Origin of the sequence: Flavobacterium flabelliforme (genome assembly GCF_017948675.1) — a bacterium.
Lineage (GTDB): Bacteria > Bacteroidota > Bacteroidia > Flavobacteriales > Flavobacteriaceae > Flavobacterium > Flavobacterium pygoscelis.
Genome location: NZ_JAGFBU010000001.1, coordinates 168,599 through 190,416, shown reverse-complemented (window position 1 = coordinate 190,416; position 21,818 = coordinate 168,599). Strand labels below are relative to the sequence as shown.

General features: G+C 31.9%; 17 protein-coding genes and 1 pseudogene. 7 read left to right on the top strand and 11 right to left on the bottom strand.

Going from position 1 to position 21,818, the window contains the following annotated elements; all coding sequences use genetic code 11:
- Positions 1–2: 2 nt before the first annotated feature.
- Both J3S90_RS00810 and J3S90_RS00805 read right to left on the bottom strand, forming a co-directional pair.
- Positions 3–335 (bottom strand): PadR family transcriptional regulator, encoded by a 333-nt coding sequence (locus tag J3S90_RS00810; RefSeq protein WP_091205948.1) that lies wholly within the window; start codon positions 333–335, stop codon positions 3–5.
- Positions 336–449: 114 nt separating this feature from the next.
- Positions 450–905 (bottom strand): DUF4870 domain-containing protein, encoded by a 456-nt coding sequence (locus J3S90_RS00805; protein ID WP_188049745.1) that lies wholly within the window; start codon positions 903–905, stop codon positions 450–452.
- Positions 906–1,105: 200 nt separating this feature from the next.
- Here J3S90_RS00805 and J3S90_RS00800 point away from each other — a divergent pair, with 200 nt between their 5' ends.
- Positions 1,106–1,558: a DUF4442 domain-containing protein gene (locus J3S90_RS00800; protein ID WP_188049746.1), complete on the top strand. Its 453-nt coding sequence runs from the start codon at positions 1,106–1,108 to the stop codon at positions 1,556–1,558.
- 96 nt (positions 1,559–1,654) lie between these two features.
- On the opposite strand, the gene J3S90_RS00795 is transcribed toward J3S90_RS00800, so the two are convergent.
- From J3S90_RS00795 to J3S90_RS16085, 9 genes are all read right to left on the bottom strand, one after another.
- A complete protein-coding gene (locus J3S90_RS00795) occupies positions 1,655–1,867 on the bottom strand; it encodes a hypothetical protein (RefSeq protein ID WP_210644065.1) in 213 nt (70 codons plus the stop codon).
- 222 nt (positions 1,868–2,089) lie between these two features.
- Complete coding sequence (locus tag J3S90_RS00790) at positions 2,090–3,085, bottom strand: FAD:protein FMN transferase (RefSeq protein ID WP_210644063.1); 996 nt, start codon at positions 3,083–3,085, stop codon at positions 2,090–2,092.
- Positions 3,086–3,098: 13 nt separating this feature from the next.
- A complete protein-coding gene (locus tag J3S90_RS00785; protein WP_210644061.1) occupies positions 3,099–5,282 on the bottom strand; it encodes a PepSY domain-containing protein in 2,184 nt (727 codons plus the stop codon).
- Positions 5,283–5,294: 12 nt separating this feature from the next.
- Entirely contained in the window at positions 5,295–5,777 is a 483-nt protein-coding gene (locus tag J3S90_RS00780; protein ID WP_210644059.1) for a DUF2271 domain-containing protein, read from the bottom strand.
- A 4-nt stretch (positions 5,778–5,781) separates the two neighbouring features.
- The gene (locus tag J3S90_RS00775) at positions 5,782–7,290 is read right to left on the bottom strand and encodes an ankyrin repeat domain-containing protein (RefSeq protein WP_210644057.1); all 1,509 of its coding nucleotides are present in this window, start codon (positions 7,288–7,290) and stop codon (positions 5,782–5,784) included.
- 335 nt (positions 7,291–7,625) lie between these two features.
- Positions 7,626–9,554, bottom strand: a complete 1,929-nt coding sequence (gene nagB / locus J3S90_RS00770; RefSeq protein ID WP_210644054.1) for a glucosamine-6-phosphate deaminase — start codon at positions 9,552–9,554, stop codon at positions 7,626–7,628.
- A 37-nt stretch (positions 9,555–9,591) separates the two neighbouring features.
- A complete protein-coding gene (locus tag J3S90_RS00765) occupies positions 9,592–10,971 on the bottom strand; it encodes a sugar MFS transporter (RefSeq protein WP_236023864.1) in 1,380 nt (459 codons plus the stop codon).
- 62 nt (positions 10,972–11,033) lie between these two features.
- Complete coding sequence (locus J3S90_RS00760) at positions 11,034–11,909, bottom strand: sugar phosphate nucleotidyltransferase (RefSeq protein ID WP_210644052.1); 876 nt, start codon at positions 11,907–11,909, stop codon at positions 11,034–11,036.
- Between the two features lie 26 nt (positions 11,910–11,935).
- Complete coding sequence (locus J3S90_RS16085; RefSeq protein ID WP_210644050.1) at positions 11,936–13,012, bottom strand: mevalonate kinase family protein; 1,077 nt, start codon at positions 13,010–13,012, stop codon at positions 11,936–11,938.
- A gap of 507 nt (positions 13,013–13,519) precedes the next feature.
- Between J3S90_RS16085 and J3S90_RS00750 the strand changes: the two genes are divergently transcribed.
- The 6 genes and pseudogenes from J3S90_RS00750 to J3S90_RS15865 all read left to right on the top strand — a co-directional run bounded on the left by J3S90_RS00750 (position 13,520) and on the right by J3S90_RS15865 (position 21,730).
- A complete protein-coding gene (locus tag J3S90_RS00750) occupies positions 13,520–14,560 on the top strand; it encodes a substrate-binding domain-containing protein (protein WP_210644047.1) in 1,041 nt (346 codons plus the stop codon).
- An 889-nt stretch (positions 14,561–15,449) separates the two neighbouring features.
- A complete protein-coding gene (locus tag J3S90_RS00745) occupies positions 15,450–18,575 on the top strand; it encodes a SusC/RagA family TonB-linked outer membrane protein (protein WP_210644045.1) in 3,126 nt (1,041 codons plus the stop codon).
- 9 nt (positions 18,576–18,584) lie between these two features.
- On the top strand, positions 18,585–20,282 hold the full coding sequence (locus tag J3S90_RS00740) for a RagB/SusD family nutrient uptake outer membrane protein (RefSeq protein ID WP_210644043.1): 1,698 nt from the start codon (positions 18,585–18,587) through the stop codon (positions 20,280–20,282).
- Positions 20,283–20,400: 118 nt separating this feature from the next.
- Positions 20,401–20,796, top strand: a complete 396-nt coding sequence (locus J3S90_RS15875; RefSeq protein ID WP_236023863.1) for a DUF5077 domain-containing protein — start codon at positions 20,401–20,403, stop codon at positions 20,794–20,796.
- A pseudogene (locus J3S90_RS16155) lies at positions 20,768–20,833 on the top strand (hypothetical protein); the annotation flags it as partial. The gene J3S90_RS15875 and the pseudogene J3S90_RS16155, both read left to right, overlap by 29 nt.
- A 36-nt stretch (positions 20,834–20,869) precedes the next feature.
- The gene (locus J3S90_RS15865; RefSeq protein WP_394369392.1) at positions 20,870–21,730 is read left to right on the top strand and encodes a DUF3472 domain-containing protein; all 861 of its coding nucleotides are present in this window, start codon (positions 20,870–20,872) and stop codon (positions 21,728–21,730) included.
- Positions 21,731–21,818: the final 88 nt, after the last annotated feature.

Here is a 21,818-nt window from a genome sequence, read left to right as displayed (position 1 = left end):
GACTATTGTTTTTGGTTGGTTATAAGGTTTACGGCATCGGATAGTTCTGTCCAAGTACCATTAAGTTCGTTTAAGAAAGTTTGTCCTATTTCGGTTAGTCCATAATATTTTCTGGGTGGTCCAGAGGTCGATTCTTCCCAACGATAGTTGAGTAATCCGTCGTTTTTAAGTCTAGTTAGTAGCGGATAAATTGTTCCCTCAACCACTAGTAATTTTGCGTTTTTTAAAGTGTCTAATATCTCCGATGTATAGGCATCTTTCTCTTTTAATACAGATAAGATGCAGAACTCGAGAACCCCTTTGCGCATTTGGGCTTTTGTGTTTTCAATGTTCATAATTCATTTGTTGTTTTAGTTGATTAAACTGTTCTTTTTTTGATTGATGTGCCAGCATTATTTCTTGGCAAGATGAAAATTGATTTTGCATGATACGAATGATGAGATCGTTTTTTATTTTATAAATGGGATTGTGATAGGATATTTATATTTTTCGCCGTTTGATGTTTTTATCGAAGCATAAATGATTAAAAAGAATTCTGATATTTTTAAAAGGGCAAAAATTAACAAACATGTAAATCCTAAAGTTAGTAAACCGATATTACCTTCAAAGTTAAAATTTGAGATTTCAAAATCATTGTTATAGTTTAAGCTTTGAAAAGAAGTGTTTTTAAATAGCGTAACTAAAAAAGTGGGAACTGCAATGACAAGTAGTATTAAAGAGTAAAGTAATAAACTCAATTGAAAATTAAGAATCTGTTTTCCGCTTTCATCTACAAGTTCAGATTTGTCTTTTTTACTGGTCCACAATATTATAGGAAAAATATAATTTCCAAAAGGGATAAAGTATTTAGTTAAGGCACTCAAGTGCGTAAATGTGGCAATGTTTTTTTCAGTTGTTGATTCCATGGTTTTGATTTTTTGATGATGATGATTGAAACTCTTTTTTTTAATACCAGATAGCTTACCTAGTAATTTCTTATGCAAATATATGTTCAAAAGACAGTATCTTGTTTCGCATAGTACCTAAATTTAACATAAATTTAACAAATGTATTTTTATATGTACGCATACTATTTTTTTGTATTTTAGCAAAAAAACCACTGATAATGAAACTTACCGTATCAAAACTTAATAAATTTCTATTGTTCAAATTGCCTTCTGCATTTATTTGTGGTGTTCGCGTAAAAAATATAGATGAGAACAAATGCATAGTATCTGTAAAACACAGATGGATTAACCAGAACCCTTTTAATTCCATGTATTTTGCTGTGCAAGCTATGGCTGCAGAGCTTTCTACTGGTGCTCTAGTAATGTTTCAAATTCAAAAGAGTGGAAGGAAAATCTCTATGTTAGTCGCGAATAATAAAGGGAATTTTACAAAAAAAGCAACCGGTAGAATTACTTTTGTATGTAATGATGGGCATCTTATCGAAAAAGCAATACAGGAAACTGTAGCAACTGGTGAAGGAAAAACCTTCTGGATGAAATCAATTGGAACTGATGAAAAAGGAGTTCAAGTATCTGAAATGGATTTTGAATGGAGTGTTCGAGTTAAATAAAACCAGTTCAAAGGACTGACAACTAGCTTTTAAAATATAAAAACGCCTCTAATTGTAGAGGCGTTTTTTATATGTATTAAATACAAATGGTATAGATTAGCATTTTTTTCCGGAACCAGAATCGCATTTTTTTCCTTCTGATTTGCATTTGGCTTGACATTTGGCAATTTCTGATGCACTCATAGTTTTACTCTCTTTTTTTGCACAGCAAGATTCTTTTTTAGCTTTTTCTTTAGTAGTTTTTACTTCTTGCGCACTCAGATTAATAGTAAAGAATGCAATGGCAATTACTGTTATTATTTTTTTCATTTTATAAATATTAAATTATTTTTATTTTTTGATATCTTAAAGATTACTAGTCAAATATAGATAATAATTCAAATCAATTCAGAAAAATTAATTAATATTTACTTAATAAAATAGCTACTTTATTGAGTCGTTTCTAAATGAATAATTCCTATTATCTTTAAAAAATAACAATCACTTTGCTGAGATGTTAAAAATCAAAAAGTAGATTGGCCAAGTAGTATTTTATTTCTTTCGTTGATACTTTGGGAAATTCTTAGATTTTATTATTTTTCCAGAATCCGTTATAAAAAGATACTGATAATTAGGAAAATTATTCAATAATTTTATTGCATCTTTTTTTCCTAAAACCATAGCCGAAGTGCTAAAACCATTGGCTATTTCTGCATTTGGTCCTAAAATAGTTACACTGCATAACCCCGTTGCAGGATAACCGGTTACTGGATTAATAATATGAGAATAGCGTTTACCATTAAAAATAACAAATTTTTCGTAGGATCCAGAGGTGGTAATTGCGGTATTTTTTAATGCGATGATCGCTAACAGTTCTTTGGGATGAAAAGGATTAGTAAGACCAATATTCCACGGTTTTCCGTTGGGTTGTGTACCCCAAACACTCATGTCTCCTGTGGCATTTATGATTCCGGATTGAATTCCTTTGGCTTGCATTATTACTTGGCATTTATTTGTGGCGTAGCCTTCACCAAGTGCACCAAAACCAATTTTCATTCCTCTTAATTTCAAAAAAACGGTGCTGTTTATACTGTCTAAAATGATGTTTTTATAGCCTATTTTTTCTATTGATTTTTTAATGCTTTCTTCAGAGGGCATTGCTGTCATGGAGCCATCAAATTTCCAAATTTTATCTACTGCTGCAAAGCTAATGTCAAACGCACCGTTAGTGATTTGAGATAAATGAATGGCTCTTTTAGTTAGATCAAAAACTTCTTTGTCGACTTTTACAGGTCGTATTCCTGCGTTTTGATTAATTTCGGATACTTGAGACGTAGACTTCCAATCTGAGATTAAAAATTCGATACGGGAAATTTCGGAAATAACCTCATCAATGCTTTCTTCGGCTGTTAATGAATCTTTTGCAACTAGAGTGATATCAAAACGGCCACCCATCAATACTGTAGTTCTTTTTCGCAGCACTTGAGCTTGTGTATAAAAAGAGCAGAGTAGCAGTATTAATAAGTAATAGGTAGTACTTAATTTCATTTTCAGCTTTAGATTAATAACAATCGGTTAGAATCTGACCTCTAGTTTTATATTCAGAGAGAGGAGTTTTATTTTGGATTAAGCAAATAGAATTTAAAACACTTTCGACGTCAAATTGCATTTTTAGTGATCCGCATATCATTATTGAACCATTATTTATTAATAAATCGGCAAAGAATTCAGAATCTCTTTTGATAAGATCCATTACATATTGATGATTTTCTTCGCGAGAATAAGCTATATGAAAGTTAGATAGTTGGTTTTTAAGTTTCATTTCTGAAGCAAAATTTTGATAGACAGTGGTAATTGCGGTGTTTTGGCGAAAACCAGAGTACAAATGAATTTCGGATTTTTTCTTGTTTTGTGAAATCATTCCAAGGAAAGGTGCAATTCCAGTTCCATTTGATATTAGCGCTATTTTTTTTACTTTTTTAGGAAAATGAAAAGTTTTATTATTTATTAATTGAGCCTTTATGGTTTCTCCAACTTTCAGCTCATTTAAATAGCTAGAACCAAGTCCTGAAGGATGTAGTTTTATTGCTAACTGAATATTTCCATTATTTTTAGCAATAGAATACAAGCGTTCCCTGTTGTCATTCGCGGGATAAATTGCCAAAAGATCACCAGAGGTAAATTTACTTCGAATTCCTGCTCGCAAAGTGAGTAAAAAAGTTTGATCTTTTTCTGAAACCATGGTTTTGTCTAAAACCACCAATTTTTCTAAGCCATTCGGAATATGATTGTATAAAGAAGGAGTAGAAGCAAATAATATATTACTTTGAGCATTCCATAATTGAACCCAGTTTACAAATTCATGTGCTGATTTATCGTTCACAGTTTGTAATTCTATATAGCGATTTGCCCAAGATTGTTTAGCTAGTAAACTATCTATGGCTTTAGCATAAGCACAAAAATCAGGATAAGAGGTAGAACCAAAACCAATTACCGAATAATTAATTTGTTGTTGTTGCTTATTTTTTTCTAAAAGAGATATAAATTTTGTGGCATTAGATGGCGGATCGCCCAAGCCATAAGTAGATGTAAGAATAATTAAATGAGCAGCTTTAGGATAATTGGTATAACTATTTAATTCTGCAAGATGGGCTTTTTCACCTTGATCATTTAGTTGTTTTAAAATGGCATTACCAAAACGCAAGGTGCTTCCGTTTTCTGAACCAACTAATACTATATATTTGCTTTCAGTAGCTTTATATTTATTCTTAATACGATTGGCTCTTCTTTTAAGCGTCATTGTAAAACCAGAATAAATAAAAAATAGAATATTTATAGAAGCTAATCCAAGTATAATTGCCCAAATTATGCTCGATCTACCTGTATGCAAATCCAAACTCAGATTGGTTAATGAAACAGCTCTGGGGAAAATATTTTCTGTTATAATTTCATTTGAATATTGATCTACTTCAATTTTCCTATCTTTTAATTCAAACGTGTAATAATCTTCTTTATCTTCAGAAAAAGGGAATATGATTTTAGTAACAGCTGATAAATGAGTGTGTTTTAAATCGAATTTTTTTACAGCTATAGCAGAAACTGTATTCATTTCTGAAACACTTTCTTTTTTATTATCAAAAAGATGAAAACGCTCCATAGACAAATAAGTTCCAGAGAGTGCAATAATCAAGATGGGGATTAAGGCTATTCGCCCTGAGAAAACATGATAATATTGGCTAAAATTCTCTTTTACAATTTTAGAAAAGAAACTGCGCAATCCTTTTTGTCTTTTAAGAATTAAAACACTTCCAGAAATAGCGATTAAAAAGAGAAAAAAGGTATTAATACCTATAAATATACGACCCGTTTCGTGTAAAAATAAGGAACGATGCAAAGCAGTAATCCATTGAATGAAATCACTTTTTTTTGATATTGAACCAATCACTTTTCCGTTTAGTGGATCGATATAAGCATTCACGTCATTGCCTAAAGAATCAATTGCTTGAATACTTACAAACTGATTATGATCAATCTGAATTTCATTTATTTCAGGGTAAATGGCACGTAGCTTAGGCAAACTTTTAGTTAATGTGATCGCGTCAAAATTTTCAACCTTATAATTTGGAAGTTGCTCTTGAATCGCATCTACAGCAAGAATAGAACCTGTAACAGAAGCTAAAACTAAAAATAGGGACGAGAATACCGCCAAAGCGAGGTGTGAATACCTCCAAAATGAAAGAGTCATCTAATTGTACTATTATATTTTGCTTAAACGGACATAACGAATATAACCTTTACCTTCTGTTTTCTCGGACATTGCAGCAGTAGTTAGTGGAATTTCTATATCAGTTGTGTTGTATTTTTGATCTTCTACAGCAGATTCAAAACGCAGTTTATAACCAGTATTTATTTTAGAATCTTCAATTTCTATAGTAGTAATGCTACGATCACCGCCAGTTACAGAAGCGCCCGTAATAGCACTAATATTCGTTGGTTTTTTTGAGTAGAATTTATGCCACTCCTTCAAACTTTTATACCATTTTTTATCTTCTCCCATTACATAAAGGGTTTTTTCATAAGTTCCTTTTGCATTTACTAAAGATACCACCACATAAGCACCTTCGCCCATGTAATTAGACATTTGAAGCAAGCATTTATATTTAGTACTTTGAGCAGTAGCTTGAAAAGAAATAAGGCTGATAAATGCACATAATAGTGCTGTTTTAAATAATGAGTTCATTTTTTTATTTTAAAAATTCTAATGAAATATTGTCTTTTTGTACGGTTTCGTTTTCTTTCGCTAGGTCGTAAACTGTTTCGTCAAAGTCTGTTTTAATTTCTTTTTTTGCGCCTATAGATAGTAAATATTTTAAAATAGTGTCATTTTTTGCAATCATAGCAGCACGATGCAAGGCCGTTAATCCATCTTTATTTTTGGCATTGATATCAATGTTTAAGGTGCTGATTTTTTGAAGCAAATTTAAATCATTTTTTACAACCGCATAATGGTATAAAGTACTTCCGTCTTTTTGAACTTGTGCTATGTTTAATCCGTTTTCTTGTAGCAATTTTAATTTCACATCAAAAGGATCTTCTTTAGAAGTATTTGTAATTACTGCTCCGCGCTCTAATGTTTGAGGACGAAAAGATTGAATTAAGTAATACCCTAGATTATTACCTTCTTTATCTATAACATTACTAGTCGCTTTTTTATTAAGTAAAAGTGATACAGACTGAGGCGTTCCAGATAGAACTGCAAATGATAAAGCAGATTCCCCTTTTTTATTTTGAACATTTACATTGTCTGTATTTGCTAACAGTAATTCTAATGCCTCAGTATCTTTTGCTGCAGCTGCATTCATCAAAGCAGTATTGCCATCATTGTCTGCTTTATTACTATTTATTCCTTTTTTTATAAAATAGTTAATAATCTCTGTCTGATTGGGCTTGCGAGCAATATGGTGTAATACTGTTTGTCCGTCTGCTGAAATTACTTTTGGTTTTAATTTTAAGTCTTCTACTAAATATTTGTAAAGTTCTAAAGTATTAGCTTCCCTACGAGAACCTTCTGCAGCAATAATTAACGCATTATCAGTATATTTTACTCCTTTTTGAAGTAAAGATTTTAAAATCGTAATGTTTCCATTTCTTGCAGCATAATTAAAAGCAGTATTGCCATTGCTATCGGTATCTTTATAAGATAATCCCTTTGAAACAAAGTAATTGCTTAAGGCTAATTCTTTATCGTTAGAAATCCCCATTAATAAAAGACTAGCTCCATCTTTGTATTTTTTCTTTGGATCCAATCCTTTTTTAAAAAAAGCATCATATACTGCTATATTGCTTTGCGCATTTGTTACAGCAAAGGTAATAGGAGTAGAGCCATGACTATCTTCTAGATTAATATCAGACCCTTTTGTAATTAAATAATTTACAATTTCTAAATTCCCTTTGTTGGTTGCCCAATGCAGGTAACTTCTATTATCGTGTGTTAATTTTTCTACACCATTTCCAGGTTGTTCTATTAGAAACTGAATTGTTGCTGCAGGTGCATCATTATTTATGGCATAAACAACAGCATCAAAAGCATTTTTAGTCTTTTCTGAAGGATTGTTTCCTTTATCTATTTCTGCTTTTACAGTTGTAATTGTAGGAGCTGTTTTCCAGAATGAAGGTTCTAAAAGACTATTTTTTTGTGCAGAAACAAAAAAACTAACGATCAAGGCTAATGAAACTAATATTTTTTTAGGCATTGTAAAACAATTTAGTAATGAATTATCTTTCTTTATTTAGAACAAATAAGAATAACGCAAATGTAAAAATAAATTTAACAATATCAATTTCTTTATAGACTTTTTTTAAACTTTATAAATGGGTAAATTTTAATTGTATTATTTCTGGAGAATAATCTATTTTAAAAAATTAGTGACTAATTTGTTTACTATTAAATTGATAAAAAATAACCGTATATCACTTTATCATTCTCTTAAAATACAAAAAAGAGGCTAAAGGATATGCGGTTTTTTCAATTTAAAAATAAATATTAAATAGTTTTTGATCGCTTATTATTTAAATTTTAGATTAATTATTAATAATGCCATCTCACAAAAGCTTCCATTGCAGCATAATTGGATAATCCCAACTGAATGTACAATTCGGCTGTTTCTTTATTTCGATCTTCGGCTCTTTGCCAAAATTCTCTGGCATCAGATCCTTGAAATACAACACCGTCTTTTTGGGACTGATGTTTAAAAATCCCATGTCTTTTTGCTAATACTTGATCAGGACTCATAGGAACAGCCATTTCGACTTCATCAATTCCCCATTCTTGCCAAGCACCTCTATAGAGCCAAACCCAGCAATCTTTCATGTAGTCTTTAGATTTAAGATTTTTTACCGCAGTAAAAATAGCGTCTAAGCATACTTTATGAGTTCCGTGTGGATCTGCCAAATCTCCAGCAGCATATATTTGATGTGGTTTTATTTTTTCAATGAGATCCATCGTTAATTGAATGTCTTCTGGTCCAAGAGGTTTTTTCTCTATTGTTCCTGTTTCATAAAATGGCAGTTCCATAAAATGAATTTTATCATCTGTTAATCCTACGAAATTACTGGTAGAACGCGCTTCTCCTTTTCGAATTAAACCTTTTAAATAGCGAACTTCTGGAATGTCTATTTCGCTGTTCTTTTTATTTTTAAGGAAGGCTGTTGCATTTTTATAAATCTGCTCTGCTTCGGGACTTTTTATTGAAAATTTATCATTGTAATCGCATACAAAACGAGCAAACCGCAAGGCTTCATCATCTGCAACGGCTATATTACCAGAAGTTTGGTAGGCAACATGAACCTCATGGCCTTGTTGTTGCAAACGCATAAAAGTTCCTCCCATACTAATGATATCATCATCAGGATGTGGACTAAAAATAAGGACTCTTTTTCTAGCTGGTTCGGCTCTTTCTGGGCGATTTATATCCTCTGCATTTGGTTTTCCACCAGGCCATCCAGTGATAGTGTTTTGTAAATTATTAAAAATTTTGATGTTGATGTCGTAAGCAGGACCAGAATCAGCCAACAAATCGCTCATTCCGTTTTCGATATAATCAGCATCAGTAAGCATTAAAATTGGTTTTTTAAGGTCGAGTGCTAATCCTAAAACAGCTTTGCGAGTCAATTGTTCTGTCCAGTCAATTGTAGAAACGAGCCACGGTCTATTGATTCTCGTTAATTTTGATGCCGCTTCTTTATCCAATACAAAAACAGCATTATTATGTTCTTGCAAAAAGGAAGCAGGAACTTGGTTGGTAACAGTTCCTTCGGCAGAGGCTTTTACAATGTTTGATTTTCCTTCTCCCCAAGCCATCAAAATGACTTGTTTAGCTTCCATTATTTTTTTTACTCCTAATGTAATGGCTGTTCTAGGAGTATTATTCAAACCAGAAAAATCCTTACTAGCAGCTACTCTTGTAATGTGATCTAAGGCTACCAATCTGGTTTTTGAGTTTTGTAATGACCCTGATTCGTTAAAACCAATATGTCCGTTTCCTCCAATTCCTAATATTTGCAGATCAATTCCGCCTAAGCTTTCAATCTTTTCTTCGTAAGTAGCGCAATACCTTGCAATTTCTGTTTTTGATAAGGTTCCGTCAGGGATATTATAATTCTCGGGTAAAATATCTACGTGATCTAATAACAATTCTTTCATAAAGCGAACGTAACTATTTATAGAGTCGGGTTCCATAGGATAGTATTCATCAAGATTGAATGTGATAACGTTTTTAAAACTGAGCCCTTCTTCTTTATGCAAACGAACTAATTCGGCATACAAACCCTTAGGAGAGGAACCTGTAGCTAAACCTAAAACACAAGATTCGTTTTTTTCTTGCTTAGATTTAATGATTGTTGCAATTTGTTGCGCAACTGCTTTAGAGGCTTCGGTAGCGTTTTCAAAAACGACAGTATCAATATTTTCGAATCTTTTTTCAAAATCTGTAGCTTGGTCTATTTTACTTTTTAACATGATCTTTTATTATTTAAAAATTATAATATTAGAATTATTATCTGCTCCAACTTCTATATTTATGTCCTTTGACAGCAAAAAATAGAATCATTATATAAGCTGGTAGAAGCATTAAATAAGCAATTTGGTTCCCACTTTTTGCAGTTGCTGTAATTCCTTTGGCCTCATTTGCTAGATTTATGCTTTCTGCCCAGAAACCATAAAATAAAGGGAAAATAGCACCGCCTATAATACCCATTATTAGAATAGCCCCTGCTATTTTTGTATAACCTCCAAGATCTTGAAGCGCCAAAGGCCAAATGGCAGGCCAACAAAGTGCATTAGCAAGTCCTAGAAGCGCAACTAAAATTACGACTAAAGGCAAAGCGGGGATCAATGGTATTTGAATACTAATAGTTGGTGAAATAAATACAATCAACAATACTAAAATAATGCCCAATAGTCCAGAAGCTTTTAATGCATTCACTTGAGAAACATATTTTGGAATCAACGTTATGCCTAAAATATAACCAATAACCATTGCAGTCATTGTAAATGAAGTCAATTTTAAATAAAAGTCTCCATTAGGACCATAAACTCCTAATTGTTTACCAAATTTACCTATTGTATCTCCTGCAATAACTTCTGCAGCTACATACAAGATAAGCGTTATAACACCCAAAACCAGTTGAGGATGTTTGCACGCATTGATCATTTGTTTTAAAAGACCCTGATTTGATACACTACCATCTTCATCTAAATCTATTTCTGGTAAAGGGGATAATCGAATCAATAATGCGAGTACTAAAATTGCAATTCCCATATAAATATAAGGAGTTTGTAGCTGAAGTGCTAATAAGTCTAATGCTTTCGTTTTTGCTATACTATCTAGTGCAGCTATTTTTTCTGCAGTATACTCTTTCATGTTGGATAGCACTAAAGCAGTTAATGCCAATGGAGCTATAAAACCTGCTAACTTATTGGCAACACCTAAAATACTAATTCTCGCTGCCGCACTTTCTCTTGGGCCTATAACGACAACATAAGGATTTGCCGCAGTTTGCAAAATAGCTAAGCCTGTTCCCATTACAAATAAGGCAACAAGAAAAAACAAAAAAGTTCTAGTTTCTGCGGCAGGATAAAACATAAATGCGCCCAAGGCTATTACGATTAATCCCAGCGAAACGCCATTTTTATATCCTACTTTTTCTATTACCCATGACGAAGGAATTGCCATAACAAAGTAGGCAATATAAAATGCAAAGGCCACAAAATAGGCTTGAGACTCGGTTAATTCACAGGCTAATTCAAAAAAAGGTATAAGCGGACCATTCAGCCACGTTACAAATCCTAAAATGAAAAATAATAGGGTTAATATAACCATCGGAATTAATACACTATTTTGATTCTTATACGAAGTACTTTCTGTTTGGGACATATTTATTTTTTTTGCAATAATTTAAATAATAATTTAGAATGCTATATGACGTTATTCTTACATTAGTTTTCCCATTTTAATTCAGGATAATGATTTTTAAGATATTCTTTGACTTCTGCAATATCTTCTTTGGCTGTTAAATCAGGCACATGTTCAGAGAAAGGAATTCCCAAGGCTGTATCAGGATGCTCCTGTAAGAAATTTAAAAGTACCGTTGGAAGTTCTTTTTCTTGTCTTTCGGGATGTACTGGGCAATTTTTTAAGTAAGGATAAATAAGTTTTCCATCAAACTTAAAAGCATTCATACTCACACGTAATTTGCCTTCGCTGTCTTTATATTCGGCTAAAATTTCTGCAGTAGGTTTTTCAAGTATATCTAATAAAAATCCTTTTTGGTTAAGTTTTGCAATTGCAAATCGAGAAATTCGCTCTAAAGGGAATTCCATAGAATCTCTATCATACGCAATAAATGCATGAGTAATTATGGATTCTCTTAGGGCTAGTAAAGCAGCGGTAGAGTATAAATTATCACTATTGCAAACGGAATAGGACTGCGAATTTAATTCGGGATATTGCTCTACAGCTTGGTACAAAGCATCAGCGGTTCCAAATGGTTTTACTCTGTTTTTTGGAATATACTGAGTTGCAAAGGAGATGTTTAAATCATGAAAATTGTTGTTTTTGTTTTTGGTACCATAGAATTCCTTAAATAAATCTCCTTGTTCTCCTATAATAATGTAGATGTTTTTATATCCCGCTTTTTTTGCGTTTAATAAAAGATAGTCTAACAACGGTCTTCCGTTTGGACCAACACCTATTAATCCTTTACTTCTTTCATTTGCTTGTGTAATCTCTTCGGTTGTTAAATTGTCTACTGCCACTTCTTTTTTCATCCTTGAAGACGCGCCGCCTGCTAAAATAACTAAATTATTATGCATGATTATTTTTTTTAATTTCACTTAATTTATTGAATTCTAGAACCTGGATCAACAGTTACAGCATAGGCTTCTATAGCTCCTGCATCTAGTAATGCCTTTACAATTGGAGCTTCATTTCCGGGTTCTGCCATTACTACAATGCTTCCTCCGCCACCAGATCCTACAATTTTTGCCCCGTAAGCACCTGCGTTTAGTGCGGCATTAATCATAGCATCGATTCTTGGTACGGTTATTTTTAGTAAATCACGTAATACAACATGATGTTCATTCATTAATGCTCCAATTTTTTTTAGATCTAGTATTGGTTTTTGAAATTCGATCAAAGCCTTTTTAGTGTAATAATGATTTTTTATAGCCGCTTCGAAAAAAGGAATTAAGCGATCGGGTAAATAATTAAGGTATTTGTCTAAATCATTAATTTCAGCTTTATTTAAATCAAAATCAGGAAAATGTTCTTTAATAGTGCTAATTGCCATCAGAGCATTTCCTTTTAAGTCACCAATTAATCCTATTGTTTCTTTTGGGATACCAGAAACACCAGTAATTAATCCGTTTAATTCAGTGCCTATTACTGTACAAGAAAAAGGATCTCTAGTGTCAATATGAACAATATTACCTACGCCAATACTGTAATGATCCATCATTCCACCTGGTTCTCCATGTTCTACAACTTCAGATAAGTAACCCATTTTAGAAATAAATTCGGGTGTAATTTCTGGATCAACTCCAAAAGCATTAACTAAGAAATTAATCCATGCAACTAATAAAGCAGAGGAACTAGAGGTTCCCGAATTAATAGGTATATTTCCTGTTATGGTAATATCGTACCCGCTATTTGGAATGCATCCGTATCTTCTAAGGACACGCAAGGAAGAAGCAAAATAGTCACGAGGAGCTAAATTATCATATAATTGATCTATAGGTATAATTCTGAGTTGATCAATGTCGATCATATTAATTTTAAATAGTCCAGCATCATTTGGAACAGCTGTTAATTTTATACTTCTGCTAATGGCACATGCAATTACAGGAAGTCCAAGATAGTCTTGATGATCGCCAAAAAGACAAGTTCTGCCAGGAGCTATTGAGATTATTTCTTTCACTTTAAATATGTTAAAAATAGTAGTAAATAATTTTTTAAATGGTATTTTATTTGAAAAAACAGGCTGTTATTTGCCAAAAAAAAATTGCATTAAGTAGGTTTAAAAGACGAAACTATATCTTTTATTTTAATTAAACAAGAGAAGTTGCTAAAAATGTGTTCGAACACATTTTTATTTGATTTAATTCCTTATATTGGTTTTTTATTTAAAAGTAATGTTCTGATTAAATTTATAATGTATGCTAGATGTGGTTTTTTAATAGCACTGAATCAGAATTTTATTCGAGATTTAATTTTAATTTTTTAAATAATAGATCAAAATGGTCTGGAAAAAGTTTTTACTCTTAATGGGTTTCATTTGTAAAGAAATGATCAAAGTTATAAAATGAAGTAAAAAGTTTTAGTTTTATTGGAATTAAAATTAGTTTTCAGGAAATAGATTGATAAGAAAATATAGAAATAGAAAATCAAAATTTTTTAATATAAAGATTTTATATATTTGCTCACGATGGATAAAAAACTTACAATTAAAGACATTGCTTTGCTTGCAGGAGTTTCAAAAGGAACTGTGGATAGGGTATTGCACAAAAGAGGCAAGGTTTCTACAAAAGCTTTTGAGAGTGTTAATGCTGTTTTAAATGAAATAGATTATGAACCTAATCTTATTGCCCGAAATTTAAAAAACAATAAAATTTATAGTCTAGTTGTTGTACTACCAGATCCTTCTTTTGATCCTTATTGGTTGCCATGTGTAAAAGGGATCGAAGAAGCTATCAAAGAATTTAAAGCATTCAACTTATCTATCAAAGCGCATTATTTTAATCCAGAAAGTACGAAGTCATTTATAACGGTTAATGAAAATGTCTTAGCTTTATCTCCAGATGCCGTTTTGTTGGCTCCATTATTTTACAAGGAAGCCATAACGGTAATGAATCTTTATAAAGAAAAAGGAGTTGTCGTTAGTACATTTAATAATCAAGTACAATCTGCAGAAGATCTAAATTTTGTAGGACAAGATTTGTATCAAAGTGGTAGAGTAGGCGCAAAGTTGTTAGATTCGATTGCTAATAATGGAAAATTTGCAATCATCCACATCAATGAGAAGTTTAAGAATGCGGTGCACATGCAAGAAAAGGAGAGAGGGTTTAGAACTTTTTTTAAAGAGAAAGGCGTTCAAGAAGAAGCTATAATAACTTTAAAATTAAAAAATCCTAGCATAGAACTGAACTTTACAAAATTTCTGGAAGAGAATCCTAATTTGCAGGGGATCTTTGTTACCACTTCGAAAGGATACCAAATTGCAAAAATATTTAATCAAACCCAACGCTCCAAAATAGCTATTATTGGTTATGACTTAATAGAAGAAAATGTTGCTTACTTGCATCAAGGAAGTATCGATTTTTTAATTCATCAAAATCCTAAAAGGCAAGTTTATCTCGCTTTAACTAGCTTGGTTGAACATTTTATTTTTGGCAAATCAATTCCAGGAACTACACTTTTACCTATTGATATCGTAAATTGTGAAAACTCAATTTTTTATATGGCTTAATTTCTTACTTCCTATTTCATTTATTGTAGTTAAGATAATTTGAATTTTTGCTTTTTATAATTCAAATAAATAAAGCTTAAAAAATAGTTTGTCTGTTTCATATATATTAAAAACTTGTAATTTCCATACTGGAACGCTACTTAAATAGATTGTATCTATTTTTACAGTGGTGTAGTTTGAATTTTTTGAAATTGACTTATTTATAAACTAATAATTTTAGTCGTGATTATATTAAGTATTCAGCACCTATTTTTCTGTTTTATTATTCTTGCTTAACACACCTATTTTTTGGGATTTATAAAATAATAAGTTTGAAATCCTATTGTCTTATAATAAAAAATATAATTCCCATTTTTCTCTTCCTATCAAAACACACTAGATTATTTTGTTTTTTTTAGATTTCTATCTTCTTATATTTTGTTTTTCTTCATTGTTTTATTTTAATCCTGATTTTCTAAATCTGTTTTTTTTGTTAATCAGGATAGCATCAATTAATCACGGAATTTATTTTTTTCTTCTTATTTTTTTAAAGTAAATCCTAAAAATTAGTATAAAAATTATTTTAACAAGATTTTTTGTGTTCGATAACACTATTTTTATGTGTTCGAACACATTTTTGTTCTGTTTCCTTGTTTTATTAAATTTTAATATATAGTTTCGTCATTCTTAAAAGAAATACTATCAAAAAATAACCTAAAAAAAGAGCTAATTAAAAAGTCTTTTTATATGATTATTACTGTGTCTTACAGGAATTAAGTATTTGTTTTATAAGTGATTATATTATGTTTTTTTCAAAAAAATAAAAGTGTGTAGTGTCTTTTTTACTGCATTTATAAATAATAAAATAACCTATTGAAATTGAATATTAACCAAAAACCAATTCACAAGTATGAATTTATTAAACAAAAGCAAACCAACTCGTATTTGGGTAAATGCAATTACGCATAAAGCCATAAAATTTACGAGTTTATCGATGTTGGCATTCGCTATTCCTATATCGGTTGCGGCAACTGAAAAAAATAATTTTGGAATAATTATTAAAGAAAGAAATAGTTTTTTTAATGAGGCTAATTTAAAAGTTGCTAATAATTTTCAGCAAACACAAAGAAGAGTTACAGGAACAGTATATGATAAAAACGGAGAAACATTACCTGGAGCTAATATAATTGCAAAAGGAAATACGGTTTCTACACAAACTAATTTTGATGGTGTTTTTACATTAGACGTCCCTAACACTGTAACAGTTTTAATTGTCTCTTTTGTTGGTATGGAAGATCAAGAAGTTACTGTTAAAGATGGTCCACTTCGTATAGTTTTGAACGAAACAGGTCAAAAACTAGATGAAGTAGTGATAATGGGATATAGCCGTGTAAAAAAGGAAAGCCTCACAGGTTCTTTACAAACTCTGGATGATAAAAAATTATTGGACGCTACTACCTCTTCTGTAGAAAATTTGTTAGCAGGTAAAGCAACTGGAGTTTATGTAAATACAGGTTCAGGACAGCCTGGCGGAAGTGCAAAAATTATTATTAGAGGAAAAAGTACTGTAAACGGTAGTACTGATCCGCTTTGGGTTGTTGATGGTGTTATTGTAGGATCTGGATCTAGCAATGTTAATCCATCAGATATTGAGACGATGACGATTCTAAAAGATGCTGCTTCAACTGCAGTATATGGTTCTCAAGGTGCTAATGGTGTTATTGTGGTAACTACTAAAAGCGGTAAAAGTGGTAAATCAGTGATAAGTATCTCTACAAAAATGGCTGCTACTACTCTTAATACGGGAAACTTTAAAATTATGAATGGTGTTGAACTTTATGATCTTTATGACTCTTTCCCTAATAAAAATCAATTTTCAACTAATAGTTGGTGGACTCCAGCATTAAGAAATCAAAACTTTGATTGGTGGGATAATGCAGCAAGAACAGGTTTAGTAAGAGATCATAATATTTCTATAAGTGGAGGTGGTGAGAATTTTAAAACCTATGTTTCTTTAGGCGCTTACGATGAAACTGGTGCTGTAAAAGGATATGACTTTAATCGTTACAATTTACTTTTGAAGGTCAGTTATAAAGTAAATGATTGGTTAACCATTAGACCACAAGTAAATGCAACTCGCAAAGACGTATTAGACAAACAGCATTCTGTGGGAGCAATGTATGGTAATATGCCTTGGGATAGTCCTTATTTAGCAGACGGTACTTTGGTAGGAAATCAACCTAATCCTACTTGGGTAAATACTACAGGCTCAAACTATTTATATGACCTGCAATGGAATTATGGGGAATCTCAAAGTTATGATGTACGAAGTAATTTTGATTTTGATATTAAATTTAATGATTGGCTTACTTTCACTTCTACAAATAATTATATTTTTTCTAATGGTGAATCGATGTATTATTCAGATCCGCGTTCTTCAAGTGGATTAGCAGTACAAGGAAGAATTCAGCAAGATGCTTCTTCTTATAACAGAATGTATACTAATCAACTTTTTAAATTCAATAAAACATTTGGCAAACACGCCATTAATTCGATTGCAGGGTATGAATGGAACGAGTATAACTCTAAATGGAACACCGGAATTGCTACAGGATTAGCACCAGGATTTGTTGTAGGTGATGTGGCATCTATTCCAGAAAAAGTAAAAGGAAATAGATCACAATGGGCGGTTCAATCGTTACTAACAAATACTAACTATTCCTATGACAATCGTTACTTGGGACAGTTTTCAATCAGGAGAGATGGTGCTTCTAATTTTGGACCTAATGCACAGTATGGAAACTTTTTCTCTGTAAGTGGTGGATGGAATATTCACAACGAAACTTTTTTTAAAGCAGATTATATTACTAATCTTAAACTAAGAGCTAGTTATGGTTCTGTAGGAAATCGTCCTAATAGTTTATATCCACATCAAGCACTTTATTCATTAACTACGGGTTATAATGAAAATCCAGGAGCTCTGATTTCACAAATATCAAATCCAGATTTAAGTTGGGAGAAAACATTTACGACTGGTTTAGGATTAGACATTTCCTTCTTGAAGCGTTTTAATTTGACATTGGATTATTACGACAAAAACACCTCCGATTTATTGTACCAAGTGCCTTTGCCAGGTGTTATTGGTGTAACAAGTATTTGGAAAAATGTTGGAGCAGTTAGAAACAAAGGGTTTGAAGCTGCTCTTAATGTAGAGCTTATTAATAATGAAAACTTTAAATGGTCTGTGGATGCCAATATTGGATTCAACAAAAATAAAGTTACTAGTTTGTATGGTTCTAGAACCGAAATAATTGTGGGTGATGGATCTGGTATTTCTGGATCTGCCTCAAAATTATTAAAACCAGGACTGGATGTAGATACCTGGTACTTACCAGAATGGGCCGGTGTAGATCCGCAAACGGGAAAACCTCAATGGTTTGAAACCAATGCTGCTGGAGAACGCGTAAAAACTTTTAGTTATAGTGAAGCTGCTAAAGATCCTATCGTTAAAGGAGCGTATACTCCTGATTTTTTCGGAGGATTCTCTACTAATTTAGTTTATAAAAACTTTGATTTATCAGCAGTATTTAGTTATTCTGTTGGAGGTGAGATTTACAATTATGCAAGAGCTGAGTTTGATTCTGACGGAGCTTACACGGATCGCAATCAAATGAATCTTCAAAAAGGCTGGAGCCGATGGGAAAAACCAGGCGATATTGCTACACATCCGCAAGCCAGTTATAATAACTCTAGCAATTCTAATAAAGTTTCTTCACGTTTCTTGGAAACAGGAACTTACTTAAAAATGAGAAACATAACTCTAGGATATAATTTGCCAGCTATCAAAGCATTAAATTCAACTAATATCAGATTGTTTATGTCTGCTGAGAATGTATTTACAATTTCAGATTTTTCAGGAGTAGATCCTGAAATTCCACCAGCAAATGTAAATGGTACAACCTCTGTGACAGGAGTTGCAACTTCTGTATATCCTCAAACTCGTAGAATTGTGTTAGGAGTAAATGTTTCACTTTAAACTTAAATTATGAAAAAAATAGTTATATTAATTCTATCTGTTACCTTCCTGTCTTCCTGTGAGTTGGACAGAGAACCATTTAGCTCTTATACTGAAGATAAAATTCTTGCGGATAAAGAAGCTTCGGTAAATGTACTTTTAAACGGATGTTATGCTCAACTTAAAGGTTGGTCTGATGTAATGCATCGTATTGGTGAATATCCAGGAGATAATGTTATGATTAGAGGTACTTCTACAGATTCATTTTATTCTTTTATTTCCTATCAACACATTCCTAATAACGACAGATTATCTGTTTTTTGGAATAATAGTTATAAAATTATTTCACAATCAAGCGATTTGATAAAAATTATAAAGGAGGGCGAAAGCACTCAAATTGATCAAAAGTTGGGAGAAGCATATTATTTAAGAGGAATGATTTATTTTTATTTAACACGTGCTTATGGAAGACCTTATTATGATGCTCCTGAAACTAATTTAGGAGTGCCAATCGTAAATGGTATGCCAAACAGTATTGATAATTTACAACTTCCGGATCGCGCTACTGTCAAAGCGACTTATGAACAAGCAATCAGTGATTTGAAAAAAGGAGAAGCGCTAATGAATGAAAACAGAAATGCTGCTTATGCAACAAAAGAAGCTGCTCAAGCCATGCTTTCTAGAGTTTATTTATACATGAGTGGTACTTATCAAAACCCAAATCAACAGTATGCTGACCTTTCTATTGAGTATTCTAATAAAGTAATTAATAGCGGAAGATACACTTTATTATCTCGCTCTGAGTTTATGAAATACAATACTTATGCTCCTGATGATTCACCACAAACAGAAACTATTTTTGCAGTGAAACGGGTTGCTTCAGAATTCTCAGGTGAAGATCACTTTTATGGAGTAGGTGGTATGTACGCAAACATACAAGGTCAAGGTTGGGGCGAAATGTATGCTAGTGGAGAGTATTTAGATTTGTTGCGCAAAGCAGGGAAAAAAAATGATGCACGTTGGGCTTTTATAGATCCACAATATACTATGGATGCGTCTAACAAAAAAACGGAAGCTTTCCGTTTTATATACGATTTAAAAGACAATAGTGGTGTACAAACGGGTTACAATTATTTGCAACAGCCATTAGAGAAAAATAGTGATGGCTCTTTTTTTATAACTATTGCTAATGTTAAATATAATTTAACCGTAGTAGATGCAGCTGAAAATAGTTATTCCATAAACTATGAGGGAAAAACCTATGTGGGCGAAAAGGATTATATGATGTTATTAAATCGTGTTTATCCTATGTTTTACGTAACTAAATGTTCTTTACAAAATAATGATTCTCATTTGCACTCTCCAATTATTTCTAGATTAGGAGAAATGTATTTGAATCTTGCAGAAGCTTATGCTAAAAAAGGAGATTATCAAAATGCCCGTACTAATTTAAATATTATTAGAGAAAGAGCAATTGTTGGAGGAGGTTATAGTTCCTTAACAACTGCAAATGCAGCTCAATTAATCGATGAAGAACGCCAATTAGAATTAGCTTTTGAAGCACATCGCGGGTATGATGTTTATAGAAACGGTCAAACAATGACCCGTCATTATCCAGGGCCTCATACACCAATGGTAGACTATCCCGCTTCTAGTTTAAGAGTGGTACAATATATACCGCAATCGGAAATAAATGCATATCCAGGAACATTGACACAGAATCCATAATTGTTGGTTTGTTAATTAGTTTTTAACCTTTCTAATGTAAAAATTAGAAAGGTTATACTTTAGAATAGTAATAATGACAGATGTTTTTTATAGTTAACAAATGAGCACATTACTTAAAATGAAAAATTTATATGGATTGTTTTTTACTATTTTATCAATAACAATTGTTAGTGCTAACAGTAATAAGTTTTCTGAATTTAAAAGAAGTGAAAAAACTTCTAATTTTCAAATAGCAATTCCTTTAGCCGGAAACGCATACAGTTCTAAGCATATAGAAGGAGTTCCTGTAATTACAGACAATGGAATAGAAAATTGGACCGATGCAAAGGAGTATTTTACAGTTTATTTTAGAATTTCGAAACCCGGAAATTTTCAATTTGCAATAAATGATTTTAGTATCGATTCAGGAAAAACAGAATTAGAATTTGCTATTAATGCTATCGCTAAAAAAGTAAAAATTAATACATCATCAAATAAAAAAATCAATAGCCATTGGCACTTGGAATATAAATAAAGAAGGTTATGTAGCACTTACCATTAAAGCTATTAGCAAGACAGGGAAAAATTTTCCTTCTTTCAATACGTTATTGGTAACTAGTACGGATTTTGACGGTAAAATTGATTACGTTCCAAATAATGAAGATAATTTTTATCATTGGGGCAGGCGAGGAGCATCCGTGCATTTGAATTATCAAATTCCAGAAAATATAAATGCAGAATGGTATTATAATGAACTAATGGTCCCTGTAGGACAAGACAAAATAGGTTCCTACTTTATGGCAAATGGTTTTGGCGAAGGTTACTTTGGTATTCAAGTGAACTCTGCTGAAGAAAGAAGAGTTTTATTTTCTGTTTGGAGTCCTTTTACCACAGATGATCCCAAAAGTATTCCTGAATCGCATAAGATAAAATTGCTAAAAAAAGGGAAAAATGTAATTGTAGGAGAGTTTGGTAATGAAGGTTCAGGTGGACAAAGCTATTTAAAATACAATTGGGTAGCTGGCAACACTTACAAGTTTTTACTTAGAGGCATTCCACAAGAAAATAATTCAACAGCGTACACAGCCTATTTTTTTGCGCCTGAAACTCAGACTTGGGAAATTATAGCAAGTTTTAGTCGTCCAGAAACTAAAACTTATTTAAAAAGATTTCATTCTTTTTTAGAAAATTTTATTCCTGAGCAGGGTGATTTTTCTAGAATGGTTGTATTTTACAACCAATGGTATTGTGATGATAAAGGAAATTGGAATGAAGTAAATACTGCGAAATTCTCTGCTGATAACACCGCTAAAAAAGGATATAGAAAAGATTATTCAGGAGGCTTAAACCAAGAAGGTTTCTATCTCAAAAACGGAGGATTTAAAATCGATTATACTGAAATAGGAACACTATTTACCAGACCAATAACACATAACAAACCGAATATAGATTTTAAAACCTTGCCTTAAAAAAGATTTATATTTTGATAATTTAAGCTTTATAATTGTAATAATGATACTAATAATAAGCATGGTATCTTAATGAAAACTAAATAAA

Excerpts from the sequence above, each read along its gene's own strand:
- J3S90_RS00810 (WP_091205948.1), bottom strand. The coding sequence starts at position 335 with ATGAACATTGAAAACACAAAAGCCCAAATGCGCAAAGGGGTTCTCGAG.
- J3S90_RS00805 (WP_188049745.1), bottom strand. The coding sequence starts at position 905 with ATGGAATCAACAACTGAAAAAAACATTGCCACATTTACGCACTTGAGT.
- J3S90_RS00800 (WP_188049746.1), top strand. The coding sequence starts at position 1,106 with ATGAAACTTACCGTATCAAAACTTAATAAATTTCTATTGTTCAAATTG.
- J3S90_RS00795 (WP_210644065.1), bottom strand. The coding sequence starts at position 1,867 with ATGAAAAAAATAATAACAGTAATTGCCATTGCATTCTTTACTATTAAT.
- J3S90_RS00790 (WP_210644063.1), bottom strand. The coding sequence starts at position 3,085 with ATGAAATTAAGTACTACCTATTACTTATTAATACTGCTACTCTGCTCT.
- J3S90_RS00785 (WP_210644061.1), bottom strand. The coding sequence starts at position 5,282 with ATGACTCTTTCATTTTGGAGGTATTCACACCTCGCTTTGGCGGTATTC.
- J3S90_RS00780 (WP_210644059.1), bottom strand. The coding sequence starts at position 5,777 with ATGAACTCATTATTTAAAACAGCACTATTATGTGCATTTATCAGCCTT.
- J3S90_RS00775 (WP_210644057.1), bottom strand. The coding sequence starts at position 7,290 with ATGCCTAAAAAAATATTAGTTTCATTAGCCTTGATCGTTAGTTTTTTT.
- nagB (WP_210644054.1), bottom strand. The coding sequence starts at position 9,554 with ATGTTAAAAAGTAAAATAGACCAAGCTACAGATTTTGAAAAAAGATTC.
- J3S90_RS00765 (WP_236023864.1), bottom strand. The coding sequence starts at position 10,971 with ATGTCCCAAACAGAAAGTACTTCGTATAAGAATCAAAATAGTGTATTA.
- J3S90_RS00760 (WP_210644052.1), bottom strand. The coding sequence starts at position 11,909 with ATGCATAATAATTTAGTTATTTTAGCAGGCGGCGCGTCTTCAAGGATG.
- J3S90_RS00750 (WP_210644047.1), top strand. The coding sequence starts at position 13,520 with ATGGATAAAAAACTTACAATTAAAGACATTGCTTTGCTTGCAGGAGTT.
- J3S90_RS00745 (WP_210644045.1), top strand. The coding sequence starts at position 15,450 with ATGAATTTATTAAACAAAAGCAAACCAACTCGTATTTGGGTAAATGCA.
- J3S90_RS00740 (WP_210644043.1), top strand. The coding sequence starts at position 18,585 with ATGAAAAAAATAGTTATATTAATTCTATCTGTTACCTTCCTGTCTTCC.
- J3S90_RS15875 (WP_236023863.1), top strand. The coding sequence starts at position 20,401 with ATGAAAAATTTATATGGATTGTTTTTTACTATTTTATCAATAACAATT.